Raw genomic sequence first — 20606 nt, 5'->3', positions numbered from 1 at the left:
TAAAAGCTTGTAAGTCGAAACACTTAAGCGGTTTTGAAATGTTATCCTGAAGCATTCGTATTTACTTCCGGTTGCCGGGATGACAGACAGCGCATTTAATTTCCAGACTCTACATCCGGATACAATCCTCGATGCTCTTTTTGAACAAGGCATTCGGGTGGATTCGGGACTGACGCCGTTAAACAGTTTTGAAAACCGCGTTTATCAATTCCAGGATGAAGAACGCCAGCGTTTTGTGGTCAAGTTTTATCGTCCACATCGCTGGTCCGCGGCGCAAATTGAAGAAGAACATCACTTTGCGCTGGAACTGCTGGCCGATGAAGTGCCTATGGCTGCACCTCTTTGTTTTGCTGGAAACACTCTACTGCAGCATCAGGGCTTTATGTTTGCCGTGTTCCCAAGCCTGGGAGGGCGGCAATATGAAACTGATAATATCGACCAGATGGAATGGGTGGGTCGCTATCTTGGCCGCATTCATCAAACGGGTCGTCAGCAGCTCTTTCAGCATCGTCCAACCTTTGGTCTGGATGAATATCTCTTCCAGCCGCGCGAGCTATTTGAAAATAGCGAGCTCATTCCCCGCGCTCTTAAGAAAGATTTTCTGACTGCAACGGATGCGTTGATAGAGGAAGTTAAACGCACCTGGCACACTGATTTTGAACCACTGCGCCTGCACGGCGATTGCCATCCTGGCAATATACTCTGGCGCGACGGACCGCTGTTTGTTGACCTTGATGATGCTCGTAATGGCCCAGCGGTGCAGGATATCTGGATGCTGCTTAATGGAGATAAAGCCGAACAGCGGATGCAGTTAGAAACCATTATTGAAGCTTACGAAGAGTTTTCGTCATTTGATACCAGCGAGCTAACCCTGATTGAACCGTTGCGCGCTATGCGCATCGTCTATTATCTCGCGTGGCTAATGCGACGCTGGGATGACCCCGCATTCCCCCGAAATTTCCCGTGGTTTAGTGAAGAAGATTTCTGGAGAAGACAGACTGTAAGCTTTACAGAGCAGGTCCGGGTTCTACGAGAACCTCCATTACAATTAACGCCAATGTATTAATCAGTAAAATTCAGGAGAGAGTTGATTATGAAGAAGATTTGGCTGGCGCTGGCAGGCATGATCCTGGCATTTAGCGCCTCTGCGGCACAGTTTACCGACGGTAAGCAGTACATCACCCTGGATAAACCGGTGGCTGGTGAACCACAGGTATTAGAATTTTTCTCATTCTACTGCCCACACTGCTACCAGTTTGAACAGGTTCTTCATGTGTCTGATAACGTGAAGAAAAAACTGCCTGAAGGCACCAAAATGACCAAGTATCACGTTGAGTTCCTTGGCCCATTAGGTAAAGATCTGACTCAGGCCTGGGCTGTTGCTATGGCGCTGGGCGTAGAAGATAAAATCACCTCCCCAATGTTTGAAGCCGTTCAGAAAACTCAAACCGTGCAGAATGATGCCGACATCCGCAAAGTGTTCATCGATGCGGGCGTGAAACCGGAAGAGTACGATGCGGCCTGGAACAGCTTTGTGGTGAAATCTCTGGTTGCTCAGCAAGAAAAAGCGGCAGCCGATCTCCAGCTGCAGGGCGTCCCGGCTATGTACGTTAACGGCAAATATCAGCTGAATATGCAGGGCATGGACACCAGCAGCATGGATATCTTCGTGCAGCAGTATGCTGACACCGTGAAATACCTGGTTGAAAAGAAATAAGATTAAAAAAGCCGGTCATTGACCGGCTTTTTTATCCCCAGAGAGTAGTGTTTCCAGCTGCTTATCTTTCTCGCTCCACAGCATATTCAGCCAGAGCTGAAAACGGCGCTTAAAGCTTTTATCGTTAACATAATCTCCGTGAAGCTCTTCGGTAATCGGCACCAAAGAAACCCGCACAACGATTTTTGTCATTTTGCCTGAAAGCATATCGTAGAACGGCAGAAGACTATTGTCCGGGTAACACAGCGTAACGTTCAGCATCTTATCAAACTGTTTGCCCAGCACATTCATCGCCATCGCTATACCTGCCGCTTTCGGCGGTAACAGGTAGTTAAACGGTGAACGGGTCTGCTTCTTTTTCTCAGCAGTGAAGCGCGAGCCCTCAACGAAATTCACAATAGTGGTGGGGTGAGCACGAAACTTCATGCATGAACGACGGGTCGTTTCGACATCTTTACCCCTGCGTTCAGGATGACGCAGCAAATAAGCTCTTGAATAACGTTTCATAAACGGCATATCCAGCGCCCAGCAGGCCAGCCCCATAAAAGGAACCCAGGCAAGCTGCTGCTTAAGAAAATACTTGTTCATGGGGATATGTTTGCGGAATAACACGCAAAGGATCACGATATCTGCCCAGCTCTGATGGTTGCTGATTAACAGATACCAGTTCTTTTTATTCAGGCCTTCTAATCCCTCGACATCCCATTTCAAATAAGGATTGAGGCGCAGCAGCAATGCGAGCCCTTCGCACCAGCAGTACATCATGAAATCAGCGAATACCGAGATCGAGCGCCAGATAGACGGAACGGGCAGCATCAGCTTAACGATCCCGGCTAAAATGATAGGAACAGAGCAGGCAACCGTGACCAGAATAGTCAGTGCAATGCTTAACACCAATGTGATCGCGGCGAGTAATCTCGACATAGGTAATGTTTTTGCTGGTTAGGGTGTATGGAATGCTGATATTAGCGGCAATAAGGGGCGGATCTTATCAGAAAACCGATAATGGCGACTCGCCAAATGAACAGGATTTTCACCGATCGCATTTATGGGGAGAACAGTGGCCCGTTTTTCTTACCCGCCTGAGTATATATCCACATCAAACGATCGTTGGTTAATTCAGTAAGGCTAAACTCACATTCATTTAACTTACTGAAATTAAAATGTATTTAATAAAGGATCAATAAAAATAATGCCGTGAAATTAGTTAGTTAAAAAAATATACACAAAGTTATCCACAAAAACGATCTCACGCAGGATCCCCCAATCCTGGAATTCTTTTCAGCATATTGCGCCCAATAGTTCATGTTTTTGGCCAGGCTATGGCATCCTTTAGCAATACATTAATCACAGGCATGGAACGGAACATTATGGTCCAGATCGCAGACAACCCGCTTATCCTCGTTGATGGCTCTTCCTATCTTTATCGGGCATATCATGCCTTCCCACCGTTGACGAACAGCCGTGGCGAGCCAACAGGGGCGATGTACGGTGTGCTGAACATGCTGCGTAGCCTGATTCTGCAATACCAGCCGACGCACGCTGCCGTAGTGTTTGATGCCAAAGGCAAAACGTTCCGTGATGAGCTGTTTGAGGACTATAAATCGCACCGTCCCCCAATGCCGGACGATCTCAGAGCGCAGATTGAGCCGCTGCATGCGATGGTTAAAGCGATGGGCCTGCCTTTACTGGCCGTCTCAGGTGTTGAAGCTGATGATGTTATCGGTACGCTGGCGTTGGAGGCTGAAAAAGCCGGCCGCCCGGTATTGATCAGTACCGGTGATAAAGACATGGCGCAGCTGGTGACGCCGGGCGTGACGCTGATTAACACCATGACCAATACCATCCTTGGGCCGGAAGAGGTACTGACCAAATACGGCGTACCTCCGGAGCTGATTATCGACTTCCTGGCGCTGATGGGTGACTCTTCGGACAACATCCCTGGCGTACCGGGCGTGGGTGAAAAAACGGCTCAGGCGCTGCTTCAGGGGCTGGGTGGGCTGGATACGCTTTACGCCAACCCTGAAAAAATTGCCGAACTCACCTTCCGTGGCGCGAAAACGATGGCCGCTAAGCTGGAGCAAAGCAAAGAGCTGGCCTACCTCTCCTATAAGCTCGCCACCATTAAGACCGACGTTGAGCTGGAACTGGGCTGCGAGCAGCTTGAAGTCCAGCAGCCGGCGGCAGACGAACTGCTGACACTCTTCAAGCAGTATGAATTCAAACGCTGGATAACCGACGTAGAGGCCGGGAAATGGATGCAGGCCAAAGGGGCTAAGCCGGCCGCACAACCGCAGAAAGCCGGTGAGGTTGAAGCCGAACCTGAAGTGCCAGCCAGCCAGCTCTCTTATGACAACTACGTCACTATCCTGGATGAGCGCGTACTGCTTGAATGGATTGAGCGGCTGAAAAAAGCACCGCTGTTTGCGTTTGATACCGAGACCGACAGCCTGGACAACGTCAGTGCCAATCTGGTCGGACTTTCCTTTGCGACAGAACCGGGTGTGGCCTGCTATATCCCCGTTGCGCATGACTATCTCGATGCGCCGGAGCAAATTTCTCGCGAACGTGCGCTGGAACTACTTAAGCCGCTGCTGGAAGATGAGAAGGCGCTGAAAGTCGGGCAAAACCTGAAATACGACCGTGGCATCATGCAGAACTATGGCATTGAACTGCGGGGTATCGCTTTTGACACCATGCTGGAATCCTACACGCTGGACAGCGTCGCAGGCCGCCATGATATGGACAGCCTGGCCGATCGCTGGCTGAAGCACCAAACCATCTCGTTTGAAGAGATTGCCGGCAAAGGCAAAAAACAGCTGACCTTTAACCAGATCGATTTGGAAACTGCCGGGCGCTATGCGGCAGAAGATGCGGATGTCACCCTGCAGCTGCACCTGAAGATGTGGCCGAAACTCGAGAAGGTTGCAGGCCCATTAAGCATCTTTAAAAACGTTGAAATGCCGCTGGTGCCGGTAATTTCGCGCATTGAACGCAACGGCGTGAAAATCGATCCGGCTATTTTGCACGCGCATTCTGGTGAGCTGACTAAGCGCCTGGCCGAGCTTGAACGCAAGGCTCATGAAATCGCCGGAGAAGAATTTAATCTCTCTTCTACAAAGCAGCTGCAAACCATTCTCTTTGAAAAGCAGGGAATTAAGCCGCTGAAGAAAACGCCGGGCGGAGCGCCTTCTACGTCCGAAGAGGTGCTTGAAGAGCTGGCGCTGGACTATCCTCTGCCGAAAGTGATCCTGGAATACCGTGGCCTTGCGAAGCTGAAATCCACCTATACCGACAAGCTACCGCTGATGATTAGCCCGATAACCGGGCGCGTGCATACGTCTTATCACCAGGCAGTTACGGCCACCGGGCGTTTATCTTCTACCGATCCTAACCTGCAGAACATTCCTGTTCGCAACGAAGAAGGGCGCCGTATTCGTCAGGCCTTTATTGCGCCTAAGGACTACGTGATTCTTTCTGCGGACTACTCGCAAATTGAACTGCGTATCATGGCCCACCTCTCCCGCGATAAAGGCCTGTTAAGCGCCTTTGCCGAAGGCAAAGATATCCACCGCGCCACCGCTGCGGAAGTGTTTGGTCTGCCGCTAGAAAGCGTCACCGGCGAACAGCGTCGCAGTGCGAAGGCAATTAACTTTGGTCTGATCTACGGCATGAGCGCCTTTGGCCTTTCCCGCCAGCTCAATATTCCGCGGAAAGAGTCGCAGAAGTATATGGATCTCTACTTCGAGCGTTATCCGGGTGTGCTGGAGTATATGGAGCGTACGCGTGCTCAGGCGAAAGATCAGGGTTATGTTGAGACGCTGGATGGCCGTCGTCTCTACCTGCCGGACATCAATTCCAGCAACGGTGCTCGCCGCGCCGGCGCGGAACGTGCTGCGATTAACGCCCCTATGCAGGGTACTGCCGCCGATATTATCAAGCGCGCGATGATTGCAGTCGACGGCTGGCTGGAGACAGACAAGCCACGTGTGAAAATGATCATGCAGGTGCACGATGAACTGGTGTTCGAAGTGCACAAAGACGACGTGGAAGCGGTGTCTAAAAAGGTGCATGAGTTGATGGAAAGCAGCATGAAGCTCGACGTGCCGTTGCTGGTGGAAGTCGGCAGTGGCAAAAACTGGGATGAGGCGCATTAATCGACAATTGCTCAGGTCATGTTTTTGTAACTAAGCAACATAAGCCATAGCTTTTTGTGATGATGATTCAAGAATGTGATGCAAAAAGTGAAAAAAAACTACAAAAAATGCTTTTTTGAGCGATTAAAAAGGAGTAAAGTTATTCGCGTAGGGTACAGAGGTAAGATGTTCTATCTTTCAGACCTTTTACTTCACGTAATCGGATTTGGCTGAATATTTAGCCGCCCCAGTCAGAAATGACTGGGGCGTTTTTTATTGCGCGAAAGAAAAGAAAAACGCGGCCAGGGCCGCGTTGTGAACTGAGAGTGAGCAGACGATCCTTGAAGGGACGAATTACTCTTCAGCCGCTTCCTCTTCCACCGCCGGAGGAAGATCGTTGTACCAGCTATCCAGCTTCAGGCGCAGTTTATCAACGCCGGTTTTCTTCAGGGAAGAGAACGCCTCGACCTCGATATTTCCACCAAACGCCAGAATCGCTTCACGCACCATATTCAGCTGTGCTTTACGCGCGCCTGATGCGAGCTTATCGGCTTTGGTCAGCAGCAGCATGACTTCGATATTGCTGGCTACTGCCCACTCAATCATCTGCTGATCGAGATCTTTCAGTGGATGACGGATATCCATCAGCACGACCAGGCCTTTCAGACTGTTACGCTTTTGCAGGTATTCCCCCAGCGCACGCTGCCATTTGTGTTTCACCTCTTCCGGGACTTCGGCATAGCCGTAGCCAGGTAAATCTACCAGGCGTTTGCCTTCGGCAACTTCAAACAGGTTGATGAGCTGCGTACGGCCAGGGGTTTTACTGGTACGCGCCAGGCTTTTCTGATTGGTCAGCGTGTTCAGCGAGCTGGATTTCCCCGCGTTAGAGCGGCCTGCGAAAGCAACCTCAATACCGGTATCAGAAGGCAGATGGCGAATGTCCGGTGCGCTGAGCACGAACTTAGTCAGTTGATAGTTCCAGTTTTTCAAAACGGTTGTCTCCGTCAGGTAAGCATTTGCCGGGGATTATACCTGAACGAGCGGAAAACGCCGTGTTTCTCGCCAGAAGCAGAAGGCTTACAGCGAAGTGGATTGATTTTGTAAGTCATTTGCTATGGTAAATGGCAGATATCCCGGTGAATATTGGCAACGATTTATTCAAGAGTGGTTTATTTTCAAATAATTAACTGATTAGTTCATTGTGGGGGAAGCCGTGAGCGTGGGCGGCCACCTTGTTAATAACAAGCGTAGCGGTAAAGTGAGTGTGTCGGCGAAGGAAGGACAGGGTTGTCTCAAGCTAACATGGAATATTTGCTCCTTTACGGGGGCCAGAATAAGAAAAAGGCGACGGGTTAACCTGTCGCCTTTTTTCTTTGCTTGCTTTCTGCTAGATTCCGCCGCAATTCTATACTGAATAAAATGGCTTAAGACGACTTATCATGAAGCAACCAAACTCGGCACCACAAGGTAAAAAACCGGCAAAAGCACGCCGTAAATCACGCGAAGAGCTTGACCAGGAAGCGCGTGAGCGTAAGCGCCAGAAAAAACACAGCGGCCACGCAGCGGGGAGCCGCGCGAATGGTGGCAATCAGGCGAAAGGCGGCAAATCATCGGGTCAGGCGAAAGACCCTCGCATTGGCAGTAAAAAACCTATTCAACTGGGCGTAACCGATGCAGCACCGGTCGCTAAACAGCACAAACCGAAGAGCGAGAAACCTATGCTAACACCACAGGCTGAGCTGGATATGCTGGAAAACGATGAGCGCCTGGATGGGCTGCTGGAGCGTCTGGAAGCAGGCGAAACCCTTAGCAAGGAAGAGCAGTCCTGGGTGGATGCGAAGCTCGACCGCATCGATGCACTAATGGAACAGCTCGGCATCGCCTGGGAAGACGATGAAGAGGAAGAAGAAGAAAAAGCGGATGATTTGATGCGTCTGCTGAAGGGCGGTAACTGACGTTTACTCCTATGGGATTACCTGTTCTTATTATGGTTATTCCGCTGGTGTGTTATCTGCTGTGGTTATTCGTTAAACTACGGCGGCTGTCGCGGCTGCAGAATTCGCTGCGGCGAAGGGTTATGGCTCGTGGAATGAACGGGCCAGCTTCGCCTCGTCGGCGCCGGCGACAACACCGCAAGGAGTGAGTATGTCTGAGCAGTTAATCGACTGGGATCTGGCTCTGATCCAGAAATATAATTATTCAGGGCCGCGTTACACCTCTTATCCAACCGCACTGGAATTTTCTGAAGCCTTTGGCGAACCGGCATTTTTGCAGGCGGTTGCCCGTTACCCGGAGCGGCCGCTGTCGCTTTATGTGCATATCCCGTTCTGCCACAAGCTTTGCTATTTCTGTGGCTGCAATAAAATTGTGACCCGCCAGCAGCACAAGGCCGACCGGTACCTCGATGCTCTGGAGCAGGAAGTCATCCACCGTTCGCCGCTGTTTGCGGGCCGGCAGGTTAGCCAGCTGCACTGGGGCGGCGGGACGCCAACTTATCTGAGCAAAGCGCAAATAAGCCGCCTGATGGCGCTGTTGCGTGGCAATTTCCATTTTAATGATGACGCGGAACTGTCTATTGAAGTTGACCCGCGTGAAATTGAACTGGATGTGCTCGACCATCTTCGGCAGGAAGGCTTTACCCGCCTTAGTATGGGCGTTCAGGACTTCAATAAAGAAGTGCAGCGCCTCGTCAACCGCGAGCAGGACGAAGCGTTTATCTTCGCGCTGATCGAGCGTGCGCGGGCACTGGGGTTTACTTCCACCAACATTGACCTGATTTACGGCCTGCCAAAGCAAACGCCGGAAAGCTTTGCCTTCACGCTCAAGCGCGTAGCCGAGCTAAGCCCGCATCGCCTTAGCGTTTTCAACTATGCGCATCTGCCGACGCTATTCGCCGCCCAGCGCAAGATTAAAGACGCTGATTTACCGAGCGCGCAGCAGAAGCTGGATATCCTGCAGGAAACCATCGACTCGCTGACGGGGTCTGGTTACCAGTTTATCGGGATGGATCACTTTGCCCGCCCGGACGATGAACTGGCGATTGCCCAGCGGGAAGGCAAACTACACCGTAATTTCCAGGGGTATACCACTCAAGGGGATACCGACCTGCTGGGGCTTGGCGTGTCGGCAATTAGCATGATTGGCGACTGTTACGCGCAGAACGAGAAAGAGCTAAAGCGCTATTATCAGCAGGTGGATGAGCAGGGCAATGCGCTGTGGCGTGGCCTGGCGCTCACGCGGGACGATTGCATTCGCCGCGATGTTATCAAGGCGCTGATCTGCAACTTCCAGCTTAACTTCGCCGACATTGAGCAGGTATGGTCGCTGACGTTTGCGGATTACTTTGCCGAGGACTTAGGCCTGCTGGCGCCGCTGGCGAAAGATGGGCTGGTGGAGGTCAGTGAGCAGGGGATTCAGGTGACCGGCAAGGGACGCCTGCTTATTCGCAACATTTGCATGTGTTTTGATGCCTATCTGAGGCAAAAGGCGCGCCTGCAGCAGTTTTCCAGAGTGATATAAAAAAGGCGGGGTTTCCCCGCCTTCTCTTTTAGCTAAAGAAGCTCACCAGTAACGCGCACATCACCGCGGCTACTGCCGTCTGCGGCGAATGGCCAGCGGCTGCACCAGCTTCGGCGCCGCGCGTGACCATATGAATTACGGATTCCAACATAACTGACTCTCCTGCCTGAACGCGCCCGATCATACTTAACCCGGCGCGGCAGTAAAGTACAAAATAGCAGCAATTTGCGGGCTGATTTGCTTCTTTACAAAATGGCCGAACGTTACTCCATACCCAGCTCTTTTAGCTTACGAGTCAGCGTGTTTCGGCCCCATCCCAGCAGGCGAGCTGCTTCTTGTTTATGCCCCTGAGTATGTCTCAGCGCAGTGGTTAGCAGCGTGCGTTCCATTTCCGGCTGCGCCTCAGAAAGCAGATCCTGATGGCCGGAGCGCAACGCTCGTTCCGCCCACTGTGCTAACAGCATGGCCCAGCTGTCCGGGTTGGTCTGCGTGACCCCGCCGCTTTCGGTCACTGTCGTTTCAAACAGCTCGCTCGGGAGATCCTGAATAAGCACTTCCTGACCCGCTGCCATGACCGTCAACCAGCGACAGGTATTTTCCAATTGGCGCACGTTGCCGGGCCAGGCGAGACGCGTTAAGGCGTTTTCCGTTTCGGGATGCAGCAGCTTTGCTTCCACGCCCAGTTCGCGCGCGGCCACTTGCAGGAAATGGCGTGCCAGACGCGGAATATCTTCCCGACGCTCGCGAAGCGGAGGCAGGTGCACGCGGATGACGTTCAGACGGTGGAACAAGTCCTCACGAAACTTGCCTTCCTGTACCCGCTGCTCAAGGTTCTGGTGGGTTGCCGCAATGATGCGGACATCCACTTTTACCGCCGCGTAGCCGCCCACGCGGTAAAACTGTCCGTCTGCCAGCACGCGCAGCAAACGAGTTTGAACGTCCAGCGGCATATCACCTATTTCGTCGAGAAACAGCGTGCCGCCGTCAGCCTGTTCGAAGCGCCCCTGGCGAATCTGGTTGGCGCCGGTGAAAGCCCCTTTTTCATGCCCGAACAGCTCTGACTCGATTAAATCTTTGGGAATAGCCGCCATATTGAGCGCGATAAACGGCGATTTAACCCGTGGGCTGTGGCGGTGCAGCGCGTGCGCCACAAGCTCTTTACCGGTCCCGGATTCGCCGTTAATCAGTACGCTGATGGAGGAGCGCGACAGACGACCAATAATACGAAACACGTCCTGCATCGCCGGGGCTTCGCCGATGATGTCGGTCGTTGGCCCGTTATCCGGCGCATTTCGCGGCTGCTGCTGTTCCTGATAGTGGCTGATCGCGCGTTCAACCAGCGCTACCGCCTCGTCGATATCAAACGGTTTTGGCAGATAATCGAAAGCCCCCTGTTGATAGGCGCTAACGGCTGCGTCTAAATCAGAATGCGCGGTCATGATGATGACCGGCAGCATCGGGTGGCGCTGCTTAATCTGCTTTAACAGGGCAAGACCGTCCATGCCGGGCATACGAATGTCCGACAGCAACACGTCCGGGGTTTTGGTCGCCAGCGCGTCCAGCACCTCATTGCCACTCTCAAAGGTGGTGCAGCTTAATCCGGCTCCGGTTAACGCGCGCTCAAGGACCCAGCGGATGGAGCTATCGTCGTCAACGACCCAAACTATCCCTCGTTGCATAATGACCTCTACTTCCGAATAGGCAGGTAAACCGAAAATTCGGTATGACCAGGCCAACTGTTGAATTCGATTTTCCCCGAATGCTGGTCGATCAGGCTACGCGCGATGGAAAGACCCAGCCCGGTGCCGCCCTCTCGCCCACTGACCATCGGGTAGAACAACGTGTCCTGCAAATGTGCCGGGATACCCGGGCCGTTATCTTCAATATCTATGCGTGCCGCGAGGCGGTAGCGAGAACCGTGCAGCGTCAGCTGGAAAGCGGTACGGGTACGCAAGATAATCTCGCCCCCTTCGCTACCCAGCGCCTGCAGCGCATTGCGTACGATATTCAGCAAAACTTGCTCAATTTGGTCAGGGTCGTGCGCAAACTCCGGCAAACTCGGATCGTAATCCCGTACAAGAGTGACGTTATCCGGCAGCTCCATCGACACGAGTTTCACCACGCGTTCGGCAACTTTATGAATGCTTTCGGTGACGTGCATCCCCGGCTGCTGGGGCCCTAGCAGACGATCCACCAGATTACGTAGGCGGTCCGCCTGTTCAATAATGACTTTGGTGTACTCCGTCAGCGATGGGTCAGGGAGCGCTTTACTCAGCAGTTGCGCCGCGCCACGTAAGCCGCCTAACGGGTTTTTAATCTCATGCGCAAGGCCACGAACTAAATCTCGGGCAGCAATCTGTTGCGCATGTTGCAGCTGTTCCTGACTCAATCGACGCTGATTATCCATCGGCGCCATTTCCATCAGGATGTACCCTTCCGGCAGCTTTTGTGCCGTCAGAGAAAGAATGTGCGATCGGCCATCAATGACCAGCGTCACTTCGTTGTCGGTAAACCCCTGGCCTGCCATCAGGCTTTCCTGCATGACGCCAATATTCAACGAGAAATAACTCAATAGATCCGGCAAAGGTGTGCCGTACAGCTTGCGTGAACTCTGCGCCAGCAGCTGCTGAGCCGCAGGGTTGGCGTAGTGAACCGCCAGCTCGTCATCCACGAGCAGGATGCTGTTGATGAGAGAATTCAGAATCTGCCCAGCATCGGGCAGCGCGCCAGTTGCCATACAGCAGTCTCCGTGCACCGTTTTAGTGCATTATAGTCTTTGAGTGACAAAAAACAGCGTCACAGGAGGATCCGATGGAGAAAAAAGCCCATCCGAAGATGGGCCAAAGTTTCCACGGCAACAAAAAACAACTTCAATTAGACGCTGTAGTACAGCTCGAACTCTACCGGATGCGGAGTCATGCGCACGCGGTCGTTTTCTTCAGTGCGCAGCGCGATATAAGCATCGATAGCGTCGTCGGTGAATACGCCACCCGCAGTCAGGAACTCACGGTCTTCGCTCAGTGCATTCAGTGCTTCTTCCAGAGAGCCCGCAACCTGTGGGATCTCTTTCGCTTCTTCTGGCGGCAGGTCATACAGGTTTTTATCCATGGCTTCGCCTGGGTGGATCTTGTTCTTAATACCGTCCAGACCGGCCATCAGCAGCGCTGCGAAGCACAGGTATGGGTTAGCCGCTGGGTCCGGGAAGCGCACTTCGATACGACGTGCTTTCGGAGACGCAACCACCGGGATACGGATAGAAGCAGAACGGTTACGGGCAGAGTAAGCCAGCATAACTGGAGCTTCGTAGCCTGGGACCAGACGCTTGTAGGAGTTGGTGGTTGGGTTCGCCAGGGCGTTGATCGCTTTAGCGTGTTTGATAACACCCCCGATGTAGTACAGTGCTTGCTCAGACAGGCCAGCATATTTGTCACCGGAGAACAGGTTTACGCCGTTCTTGGACAGGGACATGTGGCAGTGCATGCCGGAACCGTTATCGCCAAACATTGGTTTTGGCATAAAGGTCGCGGTTTTGCCGTAAGCGTGAGCCACGTTGTGTACAACGTATTTGTAGATCTGAATTTCATCAGCTTTTTTGGTCATGGTGTTGAAGCGGGTTGCCACTTCGTTCTGACCAGCGGTCGCCACTTCGTGGTGATGAGCTTCAACAACCAGGCCCATCTGCTCCATGGTCAGACACATAGCAGAACGCAGGTCCTGAGAAGAGTCGACCGGTGGCACTGGGAAGTAACCGCCTTTCACCGCTGGACGGTGGCCTTTGTTACCGCCTTCGTATTTGGTGCCGGTGTTCCATGCGCCTTCGATATCATCGATAGCTACGTGGGAGCCGGAGATAGAGCTGCCGAAGCGAATGTCGTCGAACAGGAAGAATTCTGGCTCTGGCCCGAACAGAACGGTGTCTGCGATGCCGGTAGAGCGCAGGTAGTCTTCAGCGCGTTTTGCAATAGAACGCGGGTCACGGTCGTAGCCCTGCATAGTGCCTGGCTCGAGAATGTCACAGCGGATAATCAAGGTAGAGTCCGCGAAGAACGGGTCGATTACCGCCGTCGTTGGGTCTGGCATCAGCACCATGTCGGATTCGTTGATACCTTTCCAGCCACCAATCGAGGAGCCGTCAAACATTTTGCCTTCTTCGAAGAAGTCAGCATTTACCTGATGAGCAGGAATAGTGACGTGCTGTTCTTTACCTTTAGTGTCGGTAAAGCGCAGATCAACAAACTTAACTTCATGCTCATTCAGCATCGTCAAAACGTGTTCAGCGGACATACTTAAACTCTCCCGGATTGGTGTAGTCGTCGTGGTAACGAGGTAATCAAACACTTCTTAATGTGGCTTTTCGCCATAAAATGTTTAAAGCGAAATCTGTGCCAACTTTTAAATCACCCTAAAAAGGCGCTATCATGCGCACCATAGTGCAAAAGGGCTGCACCAGGATGAATAATTTGCACCAATATAGTGCTTCAGTATGAAACCTGAGCACCATATTGGTGCAATTTACGTTATAGCTCCCTTTTTAGCTCCGTGAAAGCGATCACAAACCCTTACTTTCTGCATTGTTTGTAAAGGTTCTTTGTGATCCTGTTCTGTCCTTCGATTAATACGTGTACAATAACGCGCTATTTCTAATGCCTGAGGCAAAGTTGTGATCGAAAATCTGCGTAATATCGCCATCATCGCGCACGTTGACCATGGTAAAACTACCCTGGTTGATAAGCTGCTGCAGCAATCTGGTACTTTCAGTAACGAACGTGCTGAAGCCACTGAACGCGTGATGGACTCCAATGACCTGGAGAAAGAGCGTGGGATTACCATCCTCGCTAAAAACACCGCTATCAAATGGAATGACTATCGTATCAACATCGTTGATACCCCAGGACACGCCGACTTCGGTGGTGAAGTTGAGCGCGTAATGTCAATGGTTGACTCCGTTCTGCTGGTGGTTGACGCAATGGATGGCCCAATGCCGCAGACGCGCTTCGTAACCAAGAAGGCGTTTGCCCATGGTTTGAAGCCGATCGTGGTTATCAACAAAGTTGACCGCCCTGGCGCGCGTCCTGACTGGGTTGTGGATCAGGTCTTCGACCTGTTCGTTAACCTTGATGCGACCGACGAACAGCTCGACTTCCCAATCATCTATGCATCCGCACTGAACGGCATCGCGGGTATGGATCACAATGATATGGCGGCGGATATGACTCCACTGTACCAGGCCATTGTCGATCGCGTACCGGCACCGAACGTTGACCTCGACGGTCCACTGCAGATGCAAATTTCCCAGCTGGACTACAACAACTACGTTGGTGTTATCGGCATCGGCCGTATCAAACGCGGTAAAGTGAAGCCAAACCAGCAGATCACTATCATTGATAGCGAAGGGAAAACCCGTAACGGTAAAGTCGGTAAAGTGCTGACCCACCTGGGTCTGGAGCGTATCGAGTCTACCGAAGCTGAAGCTGGCGACATCATCGCTATCACCGGCCTGGGCGAGCTGAACATCTCCGACACCATTTGCGACCCGCAAAATGTTGAAGCGCTGCCGGCGTTGTCCGTAGATGAACCAACCGTTTCCATGTTCTTCAACGTCAACACCTCTCCGTTCTGCGGTAAAGAAGGTAAGTTCGTGACCTCTCGTCAGATTCTGGATCGTCTGAACAAAGAGCTGGTTCACAACGTTGCGCTGCGTGTTGAAGAAACCGAAGATGCGGACGCATTCCGCGTTTCCGGTCGTGGTGAACTGCACCTCTCCGTTCTGATCGAAAACATGCGTCGTGAAGGTTTCGAGCTGGCGGTATCCCGTCCGAAAGTTATCTTCCGCGAAATCGACGGCCGTAAACAAGAGCCGTTCGAAAACGTGACGCTGGATATCGAAGAGCAGCATCAGGGCTCCGTGATGCAGGCGCTCGGTGAGCGTAAAGGCGACCTGAAAAACATGAATCCAGACGGCAAAGGCCGCGTGCGTCTTGACTACGTTATCCCAAGCCGTGGTCTGATCGGCTTCCGTAACGAATTCATGACCATGACCTCCGGTACCGGTCTGCTGTACTCCACCTTCAGCCACTATGACGACATTCGTCAGGGCGAAGTGGGTCAGCGCCAGAACGGCGTACTGATCTCTAACGGTCAGGGTAAAGCGGTTGCGTTTGCGCTGTTCGGTCTGCAGGATCGCGGCAAGCTGTTCCTGGGCCACGGGGCTGAAGTTTACGAAGGCCAGATTATCGGCATCCACAGTCGTTCCAACGACTTGACCGTAAACTGCCTGACCGGTAAGAAGCTGACCAACATGCGTGCTTCCGGTACTGACGAAGCGACCACCCTGGTTCCTGCGCAGAAAATGACCCTGGAGCAAGCTCTGGAGTTCATCGATGACGACGAACTGGTTGAAGTGACCCCGCTGTCCGTGCGTATCCGTAAGCGCCACCTGACTGAAAACGACCGTAAACGTGCGGGTCGTGGTAGCAAAGAAGCTTAAGTTTCTTTTCTGCAGTCTGCTGAAGCCCTGCCTGTAAAGGCGGGGCTTTTTTATTTCTGCCTTAGAATGCGCAACCTCGCCTTCCTCTGATAGTCAAAGCCAGCCTTTCCCGCTACAGTTATTTCTCCATGTCGGAAAGGAGGTGCGCATGCTGTATATCTTTGATTTAGGTAACGTCATCGTTGATATCGACTTTAATCGCGTGCTCGGTGTCTGGAGCGATTACAGCCGGGTGCCGTTAGCCAACCTGCAGAAAAGTTTCGCGATGGGAGAAACCTTCCATCAGCATGAACGTGGGCAGATAACGGACGAAGTCTTTGCTGAACGTTTATGCCACGAAATGGACGTAGCGCTCAGCTACGAGCAGTTTGCCGCGGGCTGGCAGGCGATTTTCATTGGCCTGCGCAAAGACACCATTGGCGTCATGCAGAAGCTGCGCGAGCAGGGGCATCGCGTGGTGGTGCTTTCCAACACCAACCGCCTGCATACGGGTTTCTGGCCTGATGAATACCCGGAAGTGGCGCAGTCGGCCGATAAAATCTACCTCTCCCAGGAAATGGGGATGCGCAAGCCGGACGCGGAAATCTACCTTAAGGTGCTAGAGGAAGAAGGCTTCTCTGCCGATCAGGCCGTATTCTTCGATGATAATGCCGACAATATTCACGGTGCACGAGCGTTGGGCATCACCAGCATTCAGGTGATCGACAAGCAGACTATCCCCGACTGGTTTGCTAAACAGGGATGATTAAAAGCGTGCCCCGTAAAACTGTGCATCGCCTCAGGCCTCTCTGGGCCTGGGGCAAACTGCTGTGGCAGCGTATCGACCAGGACAACATGACGACCCTGGCGGGTAACCTTGCCTATGTGTCATTGCTGTCTCTGGTGCCGCTGGTGGCGGTTGTCTTTGCGCTGTTTGCCGCCTTCCCGATGTTTGCCGATATCAGCGTTCAGCTGCGCCACTTCATTTTTGCCAATTTTATGCCCGCCACTGGCGATGTAATTCAGCGCTACATCGAACAGTTTGTCGCGAACTCGAACAGAATGACGGCGGTGGGGGCCATTGGTCTGATCGTCACCTCGCTGCTGCTGATGTATGCGGTAGATAGCGCGTTGAACACTATCTGGCGCAGTAAGCGCGCGAGGCCAAAGGTGTACTCCTTTGCCATTTACTGGATGATCCTGACGCTCGGGCCGCTGCTGGCCGGGGCCAGCCTGGCGATAAGCTCTTACCTCCTTTCTCTACGGTGGGCCTCAGAACTCAACAGCATGCTTGATGAAGTCCTGCGTATTTTTCCTCTGCTGCTTTCCTGGCTTGCGTTCTGGCTGCTCTACAGCCTGGTGCCGACGACCAGCGTGCGGGCAAAGGACGCCATGATAGGCTCGCTGGTTGCCGCGCTGCTGTTTGAACTGGGTAAGAAGGGATTTGCCCTCTATATCACCATGTTCCCCTCTTACCAGCTGATTTACGGCGTGCTGGCGGTAATCCCCATATTATTTGTCTGGGTCTACTGGACCTGGTGTATCGTGTTGCTGGGGGCGGAAATCACCGCTTCGTTGGGCGACTACCGTAAATTGCAACAGGCTGCAGAGCAGGAAGAACTGGAAGAACAATGATTGCATTAATTCAGCGTGTTACCTGTGCCAGCGTCACCGTGGAGGGTGAAGTGACGGGTGAAATTGGTCCCGGACTTTTGGTGTTGCTGGGTGTCGAAAAAGAAGATAACGAACAGAAAGCCAATCGCCTGTGCGAGCGTGTATTAGGGTATCGAATTTTCAGCGACGAGCAGGGCAAGATGAACCTGAACGTCCAGCAGGCGGGCGGCAGCCTGCTGGTGGTGTCTCAATTTACGCTGGCGGCGGACACGGAACGCGGGATGCGTCCGAGCTTCTCCGGTGGCGCAGCGCCACAGCAGGCTGAAGCCCTTTATGAATATTTTGTCGAGCGCTGCAAACAACAAGGTATCGACGCCCCAACCGGGCGTTTCGCCGCCGATATGCAGGTTTCGCTAATTAATGACGGGCCGGTGACGTTCTGGCTGCAGGTGTAACCCTCGCCATCCGGCTCGCGCAACGAGAGAACAATGTATGTATCACCTTCGTGTGCCACAAACAGAAGAAGAACTAGATCGTTATTACCAGTTCCGTTGGGAAATGTTGCGCAAACCGCTGCATCAGCCAAAAGGTTCCGAGCGCGATGCCTGGGATGCAATGGCGCATCATCAGATGGTGGTCGATGAAGAGGGCAATACCGTTGCCGTGGGCCGCCTCTATATCAATGCCGATAACGAAGCCGCGATTCGCTTTATGGCGGTGCACCCGTCGGTTCAGGATAAAGGCTTAGGGACGCTGGTGGCGATGGCGCTGGAGTCCGTGGCGCGCCAGGAAGGCGTTAAGCGCGTGACCTGTAGCGCACGTGAAGATGCCGTTCCATTTTTTGCCAAGCTTGGCTTTGTGAATCAAGGGGAAATCACCACCCCGCAAACCACGCCGGTACGCCACTTCCTGATGATTAAGCCGGTCGCTACGCTTGATGACATCTTGCATCGGGGCGACTGGTGCGGGCAGCTTCAACAGGCCTGGTACGAACATATTCCGCTGAGCGAGAAAATGGGCGTGCGTATTCAGCAGTACACTGGGCAAAAATTTATTACCACGATGCCGGAAACGGGCAACCAAAACCCGCACCACACGCTCTTCGCGGGGAGTTTGTTCTCGCTGGCCACGTTAACCGGCTGGGGGCTTATCTGGCTGATGCTGCGTGAGCGGCATCTCGGCGGGACGATTATTCTGGCCGATGCTCATATCCGTTATAGCAAACCGATCACCGGAAAACCGGGGGCTACGGCTGACCTGGGGTCGCTGAGTGGCGATCTGGACAGGCTGGCCCGGGGCCGCAAAGCTCGCGTAGCGCTTGAAGTCGAGCTTTACGGCAATGACACGCCCGGCGCGGTGTTTGAAGGCGTCTATCTGGTGCTGCCAGCTAAGCCGTTCGGCCCTCTGGAAGAGGGCGGAAACGAAGAGGAATAGATCAGGATGCAGGCTACGCGCCGGGCACATCTCCGTTACGCATAGTCTGCTGAATCTGTTGCCCACTGGCGCTGGTGGCCTGCAAGGTGCCATTTACGGTGGGCTTCAGCGCAGTGCCTGCGGCCACCTGCCCGGTCGCCGAAAGCTGCAGATTTCCGTTCCCCTCGAGCGGCAGAGCAGGCCAGCCCCAGGCGTGCAACACATTCACCGGCACGCTCTGGCCCTTCAGGCTAACGCTCACCGCACGCAGAGGCGTCTGGCTTACGTTTGCCCTGGCTTCCAGTAAGCCTTCACCCGCGAACGCACTTAGCTCCGTGATCGCGATCTGGCTCTGGTTCGCCGTCAGCGACAGCGACGGGCGCCGCACGTCAACGCGGTTAAAGGTGGCCGCCGCGGCATTAAACGAGGCATTGCCGGACCAAATACCCCACTGATGATCTCGTGCCAGCTGGATATTCGTGGCGGTGCCATCCAGCCCGGTGAACTGGAATGGCCAGTCTGGGTCGATATCGATAACCAGATTACGGTTTGCCGAAAACTTTTTCACCGTAACGCTGTTCAACCAGTCAGGCAGTTTCTCCATCCACAGGGCCTTCCAGTTGGACGGGAGCGTGTATTCCAGCCCGCCTACGACCACTTCATCCATCACCGCTTGATTACCGTCGCGCAACCATTGCCCGGAAGCTCGTACCAGGCCGCCCTCCCAGCGCGAACTAAATTGCCGGAGCGTGGCACCTGCCGGGGCAAAATCGACGTTCACGATCGGATCCTGCAAATGCAGCGAACCGTTAATGAATTCGCTGGCGTTCATCGACAGCTGGCCGTCATCGCTTTGCCACCCCCCGTTTGCCAGCGACAGATTCCGCAGGCTAAGGGCAAGGTCGCTTACCGCCCACTCTTTCCCTTCCAGTCGTGCATCGGTTATTTCAAGGCGATCGATAGTTAACGAGGGAACAGATGTTACTGGCGCAAGAAAATCGGTGAGTGATTTTGCCGTTTGAAGGCGAATGTCATTGAGGCGCAGGCTGCCCACCTGCCATGAGCCGTCGGCGTTGCGGTGGGCATTACCCGTCAGCGAGCCGCGAGCAACGTCCGCCCCGATAGTGGTCAGCGTGACCTGTTCATTATCCAGCGTCCCTTGCAGCAGGACGTTGCTGGCGTTAATCCCGTTGAGCGTCAGAGAACCTGCGCTGAAAGCGATAGTGGCCTTGTTACCCAGCACTTTTCCGGCCTGCGGCAGCCAGGGGGCCACGCCGCCTTCAACGCGCTGGGCGCTGAGATTCCACTCGCTATCCGGGCTGTTAATCGCCATATCATGCAACTGCAGCTTATCTGCCTCAAGCGGGAGTGGAACCGCATTTGCGCTGAGATTTAACGTCCCTTGCTGGAGCAAAATAGTGTCGACATAGAGAGGCTGAGAAAACTGGCGCGTACTCAGGCCAATATCCACGCTCTTCGCGACCAGAGTAGCGGGCTGGCCGGTGCGGCCAAAAGTAACGTTATGGAACACCAGATGGGTGGGCGAAGACCAGTCATGCGCCATCTCATTGAAAGAGAGGTGGTAGCTCGTTTTTTCATTCACCCAACTGCTAATTTGGCCCGCGCCCCAGCGGGTTTGCAGCAGGATGTAAAAGGCAACCAGCGCCAGTATCACAAGGCCCAACAGGATAAGAACCAGCTTTCCGAGGAATTTCATTGCCTTCCACCCCTTTCAGTTTCG

18 protein-coding genes are annotated in these 20606 nt (G+C 53.3%); 11 read left to right on the top strand and 7 right to left on the bottom strand.

Features of this window, described 5'->3' with window-relative positions; translation table 11 throughout:
* Positions 1-79 precede the first annotated feature (79 nt).
* On the top strand, positions 80-1066 hold the full coding sequence (locus ACREYP_RS22190; RefSeq protein WP_213716165.1) for a serine/threonine protein kinase: 987 nt from the start codon (positions 80-82) through the stop codon (positions 1064-1066).
* Between the two features lie 27 nt (positions 1067-1093).
* The gene (gene dsbA / locus ACREYP_RS22185) at positions 1094-1717 is read left to right on the top strand and encodes a thiol:disulfide interchange protein DsbA (RefSeq protein WP_166995823.1); all 624 of its coding nucleotides are present in this window, start codon (positions 1094-1096) and stop codon (positions 1715-1717) included.
* A gap of 15 nt (positions 1718-1732) precedes the next feature.
* Here the strand turns inward: dsbA and yihG are convergent, their stop codons facing one another.
* Positions 1733-2641, bottom strand: a complete 909-nt coding sequence (gene yihG, locus ACREYP_RS22180; protein ID WP_166879432.1) for a 1-acylglycerol-3-phosphate O-acyltransferase, YihG family — start codon at positions 2639-2641, stop codon at positions 1733-1735.
* 446 nt (positions 2642-3087) lie between these two features.
* Between yihG and polA the strand changes: the two genes are divergently transcribed.
* Positions 3088-5874 (top strand): DNA polymerase I, encoded by a 2787-nt coding sequence (gene polA / locus ACREYP_RS22175; protein ID WP_008457382.1) that lies wholly within the window; start codon positions 3088-3090, stop codon positions 5872-5874.
* Positions 5875-6039: 165 nt separating this feature from the next.
* Positions 6040-6087, top strand: coding sequence for a small protein SpfP (gene spfP, locus ACREYP_RS22170; RefSeq protein WP_071892919.1), 48 nt, complete (start codon positions 6040-6042; stop codon positions 6085-6087).
* 120 nt (positions 6088-6207) lie between these two features.
* On the opposite strand, the gene yihA is transcribed toward spfP, so the two are convergent.
* Positions 6208-6843 (bottom strand): ribosome biogenesis GTP-binding protein YihA/YsxC, encoded by a 636-nt coding sequence (gene yihA / locus ACREYP_RS22165; RefSeq protein ID WP_008457383.1) that lies wholly within the window; start codon positions 6841-6843, stop codon positions 6208-6210.
* Between the two features lie 449 nt (positions 6844-7292).
* On the opposite strand from yihA, the gene yihI reads away from it, so the two are divergent.
* Both yihI and hemN read left to right on the top strand, forming a co-directional pair.
* A complete protein-coding gene (gene yihI / locus ACREYP_RS22160) occupies positions 7293-7808 on the top strand; it encodes a Der GTPase-activating protein YihI (RefSeq protein WP_008457385.1) in 516 nt (171 codons plus the stop codon).
* Positions 7809-7998: 190 nt separating this feature from the next.
* On the top strand, positions 7999-9372 hold the full coding sequence (hemN, locus tag ACREYP_RS22155; protein WP_498881046.1) for an oxygen-independent coproporphyrinogen III oxidase: 1374 nt from the start codon (positions 7999-8001) through the stop codon (positions 9370-9372).
* A 28-nt stretch (positions 9373-9400) separates the two neighbouring features.
* Here hemN and ACREYP_RS22150 read toward each other — a convergent pair whose 3' ends face one another.
* The 4 genes from ACREYP_RS22150 to glnA form a co-directional block, all read right to left on the bottom strand.
* Positions 9401-9523, bottom strand: a complete 123-nt coding sequence (locus ACREYP_RS22150) for a YshB family small membrane protein (protein ID WP_008457389.1) — start codon at positions 9521-9523, stop codon at positions 9401-9403.
* Between the two features lie 112 nt (positions 9524-9635).
* Positions 9636-11051, bottom strand: coding sequence for a nitrogen regulation protein NR(I) (gene glnG / locus ACREYP_RS22145; protein ID WP_008457391.1), 1416 nt, complete (start codon positions 11049-11051; stop codon positions 9636-9638).
* An 8-nt stretch (positions 11052-11059) separates the two neighbouring features.
* Positions 11060-12109: a nitrogen regulation protein NR(II) gene (gene glnL, locus ACREYP_RS22140; protein WP_008457392.1), complete on the bottom strand. Its 1050-nt coding sequence runs from the start codon at positions 12107-12109 to the stop codon at positions 11060-11062.
* A 137-nt stretch (positions 12110-12246) separates the two neighbouring features.
* Positions 12247-13656, bottom strand: coding sequence for a glutamate--ammonia ligase (gene glnA / locus ACREYP_RS22135; protein WP_008457394.1), 1410 nt, complete (start codon positions 13654-13656; stop codon positions 12247-12249).
* Between the two features lie 376 nt (positions 13657-14032).
* On the opposite strand from glnA, the gene typA reads away from it, so the two are divergent.
* The 5 genes from typA (at position 14033) to fabY (ending at position 18886) form a co-directional block, all read left to right on the top strand.
* Positions 14033-15859 (top strand): ribosome-dependent GTPase TypA, encoded by a 1827-nt coding sequence (gene typA, locus ACREYP_RS22130; protein WP_008457395.1) that lies wholly within the window; start codon positions 14033-14035, stop codon positions 15857-15859.
* A gap of 148 nt (positions 15860-16007) precedes the next feature.
* A complete protein-coding gene (yihX, locus tag ACREYP_RS22125) occupies positions 16008-16604 on the top strand; it encodes a glucose-1-phosphatase (protein ID WP_008457397.1) in 597 nt (198 codons plus the stop codon).
* A complete protein-coding gene (locus tag ACREYP_RS22120) occupies positions 16601-17473 on the top strand; it encodes a virulence factor BrkB family protein (protein WP_166995817.1) in 873 nt (290 codons plus the stop codon). Before yihX ends, ACREYP_RS22120 begins: the two co-directional genes overlap by 4 nt.
* Positions 17470-17907 (top strand): D-aminoacyl-tRNA deacylase, encoded by a 438-nt coding sequence (dtd, locus tag ACREYP_RS22115; RefSeq protein WP_166995815.1) that lies wholly within the window; start codon positions 17470-17472, stop codon positions 17905-17907. The genes ACREYP_RS22120 and dtd overlap by 4 nt, the downstream gene beginning before the upstream one ends.
* A 37-nt stretch (positions 17908-17944) precedes the next feature.
* Positions 17945-18886, top strand: a complete 942-nt coding sequence (fabY, locus tag ACREYP_RS22110) for a fatty acid biosynthesis protein FabY (protein ID WP_008457400.1) — start codon at positions 17945-17947, stop codon at positions 18884-18886.
* A 13-nt stretch (positions 18887-18899) separates the two neighbouring features.
* Here fabY and ACREYP_RS22105 read toward each other — a convergent pair whose 3' ends face one another.
* Entirely contained in the window at positions 18900-20582 is a 1683-nt protein-coding gene (locus tag ACREYP_RS22105; RefSeq protein ID WP_336819422.1) for an AsmA family protein, read from the bottom strand.
* Between the last annotated feature and the right edge of the window lie 24 nt (positions 20583-20606).

It is taken from the genome of Enterobacter sp. TMH.L2 (assembly GCF_050847315.1).
Taxonomy (GTDB): domain Bacteria; phylum Pseudomonadota; class Gammaproteobacteria; order Enterobacterales; family Enterobacteriaceae; genus Cedecea.
This window is presented reverse-complemented; position numbering and strand designations above follow the sequence as displayed.

Excerpts from the sequence above, each read along its gene's own strand:
- ACREYP_RS22190 (WP_213716165.1), top strand. The coding sequence starts at position 80 with ATGACAGACAGCGCATTTAATTTCCAGACTCTACATCCGGATACAATC.
- dsbA (WP_166995823.1), top strand. The coding sequence starts at position 1,094 with ATGAAGAAGATTTGGCTGGCGCTGGCAGGCATGATCCTGGCATTTAGC.
- yihG (WP_166879432.1), bottom strand. The coding sequence starts at position 2,641 with ATGTCGAGATTACTCGCCGCGATCACATTGGTGTTAAGCATTGCACTG.
- polA (WP_008457382.1), top strand. The coding sequence starts at position 3,088 with ATGGTCCAGATCGCAGACAACCCGCTTATCCTCGTTGATGGCTCTTCC.
- yihI (WP_008457385.1), top strand. The coding sequence starts at position 7,293 with ATGAAGCAACCAAACTCGGCACCACAAGGTAAAAAACCGGCAAAAGCA.
- hemN (WP_498881046.1), top strand. The coding sequence starts at position 7,999 with ATGTCTGAGCAGTTAATCGACTGGGATCTGGCTCTGATCCAGAAATAT.
- ACREYP_RS22150 (WP_008457389.1), bottom strand. The coding sequence starts at position 9,523 with ATGTTGGAATCCGTAATTCATATGGTCACGCGCGGCGCCGAAGCTGGT.
- glnG (WP_008457391.1), bottom strand. The coding sequence starts at position 11,051 with ATGCAACGAGGGATAGTTTGGGTCGTTGACGACGATAGCTCCATCCGC.
- glnL (WP_008457392.1), bottom strand. The coding sequence starts at position 12,109 with ATGGCAACTGGCGCGCTGCCCGATGCTGGGCAGATTCTGAATTCTCTC.
- glnA (WP_008457394.1), bottom strand. The coding sequence starts at position 13,656 with ATGTCCGCTGAACACGTTTTGACGATGCTGAATGAGCATGAAGTTAAG.
- yihX (WP_008457397.1), top strand. The coding sequence starts at position 16,008 with ATGCTGTATATCTTTGATTTAGGTAACGTCATCGTTGATATCGACTTT.
- ACREYP_RS22120 (WP_166995817.1), top strand. The coding sequence starts at position 16,601 with ATGATTAAAAGCGTGCCCCGTAAAACTGTGCATCGCCTCAGGCCTCTC.
- dtd (WP_166995815.1), top strand. The coding sequence starts at position 17,470 with ATGATTGCATTAATTCAGCGTGTTACCTGTGCCAGCGTCACCGTGGAG.
- fabY (WP_008457400.1), top strand. The coding sequence starts at position 17,945 with ATGTATCACCTTCGTGTGCCACAAACAGAAGAAGAACTAGATCGTTAT.
- ACREYP_RS22105 (WP_336819422.1), bottom strand. The coding sequence starts at position 20,582 with ATGAAATTCCTCGGAAAGCTGGTTCTTATCCTGTTGGGCCTTGTGATA.